At 46.4% G+C, this 6,122-nt stretch carries 7 protein-coding genes; 6 read left to right on the forward strand and 1 reads right to left on the reverse strand.

Features of this window, described 5'->3' with window-relative positions:
* On the forward strand, positions 1-588 hold a 588-nt coding region (locus QVA83_RS13975), incomplete at its 5' end, for a methyltransferase domain-containing protein (protein WP_287498602.1).
* Positions 585-1,355 (forward strand): dethiobiotin synthase, encoded by a 771-nt coding sequence (bioD, locus tag QVA83_RS13980; RefSeq protein WP_156078137.1) that lies wholly within the window; start codon positions 585-587, stop codon positions 1,353-1,355. The genes QVA83_RS13975 and bioD, both read left to right, overlap by 4 nt.
* Here bioD and pepE read toward each other — a convergent pair.
* Entirely contained in the window at positions 1,326-2,048 is a 723-nt protein-coding gene (pepE, locus tag QVA83_RS13985) for a dipeptidase PepE (protein ID WP_014997877.1), read from the reverse strand. The genes bioD and pepE overlap by 30 nt on opposite strands.
* A gap of 93 nt (positions 2,049-2,141) precedes the next feature.
* On the opposite strand from pepE, the gene QVA83_RS13990 reads away from it, so the two are divergent.
* The 4 genes from QVA83_RS13990 to QVA83_RS14005 all read left to right on the forward strand — a co-directional run.
* Entirely contained in the window at positions 2,142-2,618 is a 477-nt protein-coding gene (locus QVA83_RS13990; protein WP_014948910.1) for a low molecular weight protein-tyrosine-phosphatase, read from the forward strand.
* Between the two features lie 57 nt (positions 2,619-2,675).
* The gene (locus tag QVA83_RS13995; protein ID WP_061094643.1) at positions 2,676-3,653 is read left to right on the forward strand and encodes a FecCD family ABC transporter permease; all 978 of its coding nucleotides are present in this window, start codon (positions 2,676-2,678) and stop codon (positions 3,651-3,653) included.
* A 15-nt stretch (positions 3,654-3,668) separates the two neighbouring features.
* The gene (locus tag QVA83_RS14000) at positions 3,669-4,604 is read left to right on the forward strand and encodes an ATP-binding cassette domain-containing protein (protein WP_287498603.1); all 936 of its coding nucleotides are present in this window, start codon (positions 3,669-3,671) and stop codon (positions 4,602-4,604) included.
* Between the two features lie 178 nt (positions 4,605-4,782).
* Positions 4,783-6,122: class II 3-deoxy-7-phosphoheptulonate synthase (locus QVA83_RS14005; RefSeq protein ID WP_014978802.1), on the forward strand; the 1,340-nt coding region annotated here is incomplete at its 3' end.

The raw sequence follows: 6,122 nt of genomic DNA on the forward strand, positions 1-6,122 counted from the left end.
GCAAATAAAGGTGCAGCTGCAACTGGCGTAGACATTGCCGAGCGCATGTTGGCGCAGGCCAGAAAAATGTACTCTGACCCCATTTTCGTAGAAGGTAGTGCTGTTGATTTGCCTTTCTGTGATAGCCAATTTTCAACCGTATTTTCATCTATGGCGCTTCAGTGGGTTAGCGATACTCGTCTTGTTGCTAATGAGGTAGCGCGAGTGCTTGAAAAGAGTGGTATTGCCGAGCTGGCGATTATGGTGGCGGGTTCATTTAGTGAGCTTAAAACGGCGCGCAAAGTAGCGCAGCTTCCACAGGCCGAAACCTATATGCCAACAACAGCGCAGTGGGTAAATGGCTTTAAGCAGTCGGGCCTTTCTTTGCAACGGGTGATTACTAAGGACTATGTCGATACTCACTGCGATATTATGTCGCTACTGCGCTCTGTGAAGGGGGTGGGGGCAGGTGAAACCGGCCAAAGACAACCGCCGCTCACCCGTCGAGATCTTAAAAAATTAGCCATGGCTTACAGTAATATGAGCAGTGTAGAAAGTAAGTTACCGCTTACCTACCGCGTAAGTCATTTTAGATTGGAAAAACGATGAAGCAGTATTTCATAACCGGTACCGACACCGAAGTAGGTAAAACCTATGTTACCTGCCAACTACTACAAGCTGCGCAAAAATCCTCGTTAAGCGCCATCGGCTACAAGCCTATTGCAGCCGGATGCGAACAGATAAATGGCGAGTGGGTTAACGAAGATGCGCTAAATATTCAGCAAGTGTGCTCCAAAATACGCGCAAATAAAGCCATTAAACTAACAGACAATAACGAGCTAAAAAGCGCAAATGAAAAAAACGAAGAAAGTGGACAGACACTTCCTTTGCATCAAATAAACCCAATTGCATTAAAGCCGGCTATAGCGCCACATATTGCAGCTCTTGAAGAAGGTGTTGCGTTAACGTTTGACGAGATTGCAAAAGGGCTTGATGAACTGCACGCCTATCAACCAGATCTTCTGTTAATGGAAGGTGCAGGTGGGTGGCGTTTACCGCTAACGGTAGGTGATGAGTATACGCCCACTTACTATCTTTCTGATGTCGTGAAAACACTCAAAATGGATGTGATTTTAGTTGTAGGCATGCGTTTGGGGTGCTTAAATCATGCGCTATTAACCGCAGAAGCAATTCGCGCCGATGGACTTACCATTAAAGGATGGGTTGCGAACGACATTACGGGTAACATGACGCGATACCAAGAAAATCTGCATTCTCTTAAAGCCATGTTACCCGAGCCGCTACTGGCAGAAATTCCCTACCAGGTAGCGCCTAGCGATGAGGCGCTATTCGCCGCTATCAAGCAAATAAGTTAAATCATCACCTGAACTGATTGGCGTTTTTTCTTCACCTAGAAAGATAAAGCCGTCTTTTTCACCCACTAGGCTAAGTTGATTATTAGTAAGGCGCAGCGCTGTGCCTTCGCGAATAGCAACTACTGGTGTGGTTGGATTAAGCGTGGTGAACTCTGCCAGACGTTGGTCGCGGGTTTCGCCATTGTGGCCCGGCGGCTGATAATCGGTGTAGTGCGGGTTTAACTGAAACGGCACGATATCTAGCGCATCAAAACTCGGCGGCTCGATAATGGGCATGTCGTTAGTGGTTCTAATTGATTGACCACAAATATTCGAACCTGCACTCCATCCAATATAAGGAGTACAATCGGCGATGGCATGCTTTATTGGCACAATAAGCGCGTTCGCATAAAGGGTGGAAAGCAGGTGAAAGGTGTTTCCACCGCCTACAACAATGGCTTGGCCGTTTTTCTTCGCGTTATTTACTGCGGCAACCGGATCTTCAACGGTATGTAGGCCCGTAACCTTGCACTCTGGCAGGGCGGTAGCAACGGCGTCCACGTAGCTATCGTACGTTTGAGTTACGGCGGCGTAAGGAACAAATAGAAGGTCGCGAATTTCGCCTAAGTGTGCAAAAATAAGCGCTCTAGCGTGCTCTAAGTAAGCCTCGTCGCCTTGGCGTGAGCTACTTAGCATAAGTACATGTGCGGTCATACTAACTCCACAATTTTTCTGACGGCGTATCATACGTGAAACTAGGCATAAAGTTTAGTCACGCTCCGTCACTGTGTTGAAATAGGATTTTGAATGAAACAATCTACATCGGTGTTGTTCGTGTGTTTGGGTAATATTTGTCGTTCTCCAACCGCAGAAGCCGTGTTTAAACACAAGGCTGCACAAGCCGGATTGAATATAGAAATCGACTCAGCGGGAACCCACGGCTATCACATTGGTAACCCGCCCGATAAGCGTTCGCAAGCCGCTGGCGTAGAGCGAGGTTACAGCTTCAAAGGGCTGAAATGCCGACGTGTTGATGAAAGCGATTTTGAACGATTTGACTTCATTCTTGCCATGGATAACAGCAACCTTGCTAATTTGCACGGTATGTCGCCTAGCCAGTACCACGATAAAATTAAGCTGTTTCTTGATTTTGCAAATGCAGACGATAAAGAAGTACCTGATCCATATTATGGCGGCAAGCGCGGCTTTGAGCTGGTGTTGGATCTTATCGAAGAAGCGTCGGACGGTTTGATTGCGCATATTAAACAAACCCAACAACAATAAACGCAGATCATATTGATAAACCATCTCGAAAGCCCACGTTGAGAACCCGTATTGACAATGACAGGAACTAAACGCACCGCCGTCACTTTGGTTGTAATAACAGTACTTTTGTCACTCGTCATAGGTGTGGTAGGGATTGTTGGCGTGACAGGGCTGTCTGATACGGCGGCTGAACTAAAACAGCATATTATTGTTCAGCTTCAAATACCGCTTATTCTCACTGCGTGTTTAGTAGGGGCGGCACTGTCTACAAGTGGCGCTACCTTGCAAGTAGTACTGCGAAATCCCCTGGCAGATCCGGGAATTATTGGCATTACGAGTGGCGCAAGCTTGGTTGCTGCGCTTTTGCTACTGCTAACCCCACAATGGGCTACAGCGTACCTACACTATTTGCTGCCTTTGGGATGTTTTATTGGTGCGTTGTTATCTACATTTATTATCTACCGCTTAGCAAGAAAACTGTTGGGCTCCTCTACGGCTGTTATTCTAGCGGGTATTGCCATCTCTACTCTTAGCGGCGCTATTATCGCTTGGCTTTACATGTTCAGCGACGCTAATGCCCTTCGCAATCTTACTTTCTGGTTAATGGGCAGCTTGTACCAAACTAACTGGTTAATTTTGTCAGTGGGCGGCCCGTTAATCGCTGTTGCTGTCGCATTACAGCTTTATTTCGCCGGCGATTTAAACAAGCTCTATGCTGGTGAACTTGCAGCAAAAAGCAGTGGTGTGGATGTGGAGAAACTCACTGAGCGCGCACTCATTGTCTGCGCTATTGCTGTAGGCACTGCGGTGTCTATGGCAGGCTCTATTGCTTTTGTTGGCTTATTAGTACCGCATATCTTACGTTTGATCATCGGGCATAATAATCGCTATTTGTTGCCGTTAAGTGCATTAAGTGGTGCAAGTCTGCTGATGCTGGTTGCGTTAAGCTCTGAAATGACCCGTGCCATTACGCTTCCGGTGTCTATGGTAACAGCTACGTTAGGCGGTCCATTATTAATTTGGGCATTAGCTAAAGGTCAAATAAAAGGGTAGTGGAGGGGAAATGAAATGACGACAAACAATTTTAGACCCCAGCAACGCCCTGATTCTGGCAGCAATGAACGAATAAATGCTAGTGAGCAAGACACCATAATTACTAACCCTAAGGAAAACGTTAGCGTTAAAGATGACGTTGCTGATTGCAATAGCCCAGCGAATAGCCATAACCTAGCAGATAGTCGTACCGTTTTAAGCTTACAGAATGTAAAAGTGGCATCGCGACTTTCGGTGGAAGGTTTACGTGCAAAAAAAGGCGAGTGCGTTCACATTATAGGGCCAAATGGGGCAGGGAAATCAACACTGTTGCTTACCCTTGCGGGCCTTATTGACGCTGATGAGGGCACCGTCATGCTGCTAGGTAAACCAATGAACGATTGGTCGCTGGCAACACTTGCGAGTGTGCGCACCTTATTAGCGCAACAAAGCGAAAGTGGTTTTCACTTGTCGGTAAAAGAGTACCTAAGCTTTTATGCAACAGCACAGCAAGATGTACTAATTCCTCCGGTTTTAGAAAAAGCACTCGAAATATCGGGTTTCTTGAACCAAATTGTCACCCAGCTTTCTGGCGGTGAGCGTCAGCGAGTAGAAATTTGTCGTTCGCTTTTGCAAATATGGCCGCAGTTAGAGCGCGGAGAGGGCATAGCGTTTTTAGACGAGCCTCTGCAAGGGCTTGATATAAGGCATCAATATGCACTGGCTAGTTTGGTAAAATTCCTTTGCGATAAAGGGAATACCCTTCTTATGACGTCTCACGATATCGCGCTTAGTGCCAACTATTGCGATAGTTTATGGCTTTTGCAAAAAGGTCGCATGGTAGCGTTCGGTAAGCCACAAGAGGTGGCCACGCAAACAAACTTAGAAAGTGTGTTTGAATGCTATTTTGCTATAAGCAAGCACGATAACTTTCTAGAAATTCAAGTTTGCGCACCTATTTCCCTAGAATAAATGTGGTAAAGTGCCCCCAGCATTTTTTTAGATTCACATTTTCACATTAGACTGATTAGAAAAAAGCGCTACAGACGCACTGTTAAGCGCGTTACAGTCTTTTTATTCGAAGCATCTAGCTTCAATAAATATTTTCAGTAAAACGTTTGCCCTACGTTTTTTATTCAGGAGAACACCGTTGAGTAATTGGCAAGTAGACAGTTGGAGAAATAAACCTATTCTTCAGCAACCAGAGTACGACGACAAAGTACGTTTAAAAGAAGTAGAGCAAACATTAAGTTCTTATCCACCGCTTGTATTTGCTGCTGAAGCCCGTGAGCTTAGACGCCAGCTAGGTGAAGTCAGCTTGGGTAAAGGCTTTCTTTTACAAGGCGGCGACTGTGCTGAGTCGTTTGACGAATTTAATGCGCCTAAAATTCGCGATACCTTTAAAGTTATTCTTCAAATGGCCATTGTGCTTACCTTTGCTGGTCGTTGTCCGGTAACTAAGGTTGCCCGTATGGCAGGCCAGTACGCCAAGCCGCGCTCATCAGATTTCGAAACCCGCGATGGCGTGACCTTGCCAAGCTATCGTGGTGATATCATCAACAACTTCGAATTTACCGAAGCGGCCCGTCGACCAGATCCTGACCGTTTGTTGGAAGCCTACCATCGCAGTGCGTCAACACTGAATTTACTTCGCGCGTTCGCGCAAGGTGGTTTGGCCGACCTTCATGAAGTTAACCGCTGGAACATGGCGTTCGTTGAAAACAATCCGCTTAAAGAGCGTTATTCTGATATGGCCAACCGTATTCAAGATACCCTTGAGTTTATGGATGTTATTGGTATTAACGCACAAACCAGTTCTACGCTGCACGAGACCTCACTGTTCACGTCGCATGAAGCATTGCTGTTGAACTATGAGCAGGCGCTAACACGCATCGATACCCTTACCGGTAAGCCTTACGATTGTTCGGCTCACATGGTGTGGATTGGCGAGCGTACCCGTCAACTTGACCATGCGCACGTTGAGTTTTTCCGTGGCATTCACAACCCAATTGGTGTGAAAGTGGGGCCAAGCATGCAAGAAGACGAGCTTATTCGTTTGATTGATGCGCTTAACCCGCTAAACGATCCAGGTCGTTTAACGCTAATTACGCGTATGGGCGCCGATAATTTAGCCGACAATTTGCCACGCTTATTGCGTAAAGTGAAAGCTGAAGGCAGACACGTAGTGTGGAGCTCTGACCCGATGCACGGCAACACGTTCTCGGCATCTAGCGGCTATAAAACCCGTAACTTCGATGCAATTTTGAAAGAAATTAAGCAGTTTTTCCAAGCTCACGAAGCAGAAGGTACTCACGCAGGTGGTATTCACCTTGAAATGACCGGTCAGCACGTAACGGAGTGTACAGGCGGTGCTTATGAAATTAGCGATGAAGACTTAGCGCAAGCCTACAAAACGCAATGCGACCCGCGCTTAAATGCAGACCAAGTACTTGAAATGGCATTCTTGGTGGCTGATCATTTGCGTAATGC

This window comes from Alteromonas sp. AO-Serp (assembly GCF_017849675.1).
Classification (GTDB): Bacteria; Pseudomonadota; Gammaproteobacteria; order Enterobacterales; family Alteromonadaceae; genus Alteromonas; species Alteromonas macleodii.

What these genes read in the sequence shown, in the direction of transcription:
- bioD (WP_156078137.1), top strand. Translation starts at nt 585, where the DNA reads ATGAAGCAGTATTTCATAACCGGTACCGACACCGAAGTAGGTAAAACC.
- pepE (WP_014997877.1), bottom strand. Translation starts at nt 2,048, where the DNA reads ATGACCGCACATGTACTTATGCTAAGTAGCTCACGCCAAGGCGACGAG.
- QVA83_RS13990 (WP_014948910.1), top strand. Translation starts at nt 2,142, where the DNA reads ATGAAACAATCTACATCGGTGTTGTTCGTGTGTTTGGGTAATATTTGT.
- QVA83_RS13995 (WP_061094643.1), top strand. Translation starts at nt 2,676, where the DNA reads ATGACAGGAACTAAACGCACCGCCGTCACTTTGGTTGTAATAACAGTA.
- QVA83_RS14000 (WP_287498603.1), top strand. Translation starts at nt 3,669, where the DNA reads ATGACGACAAACAATTTTAGACCCCAGCAACGCCCTGATTCTGGCAGC.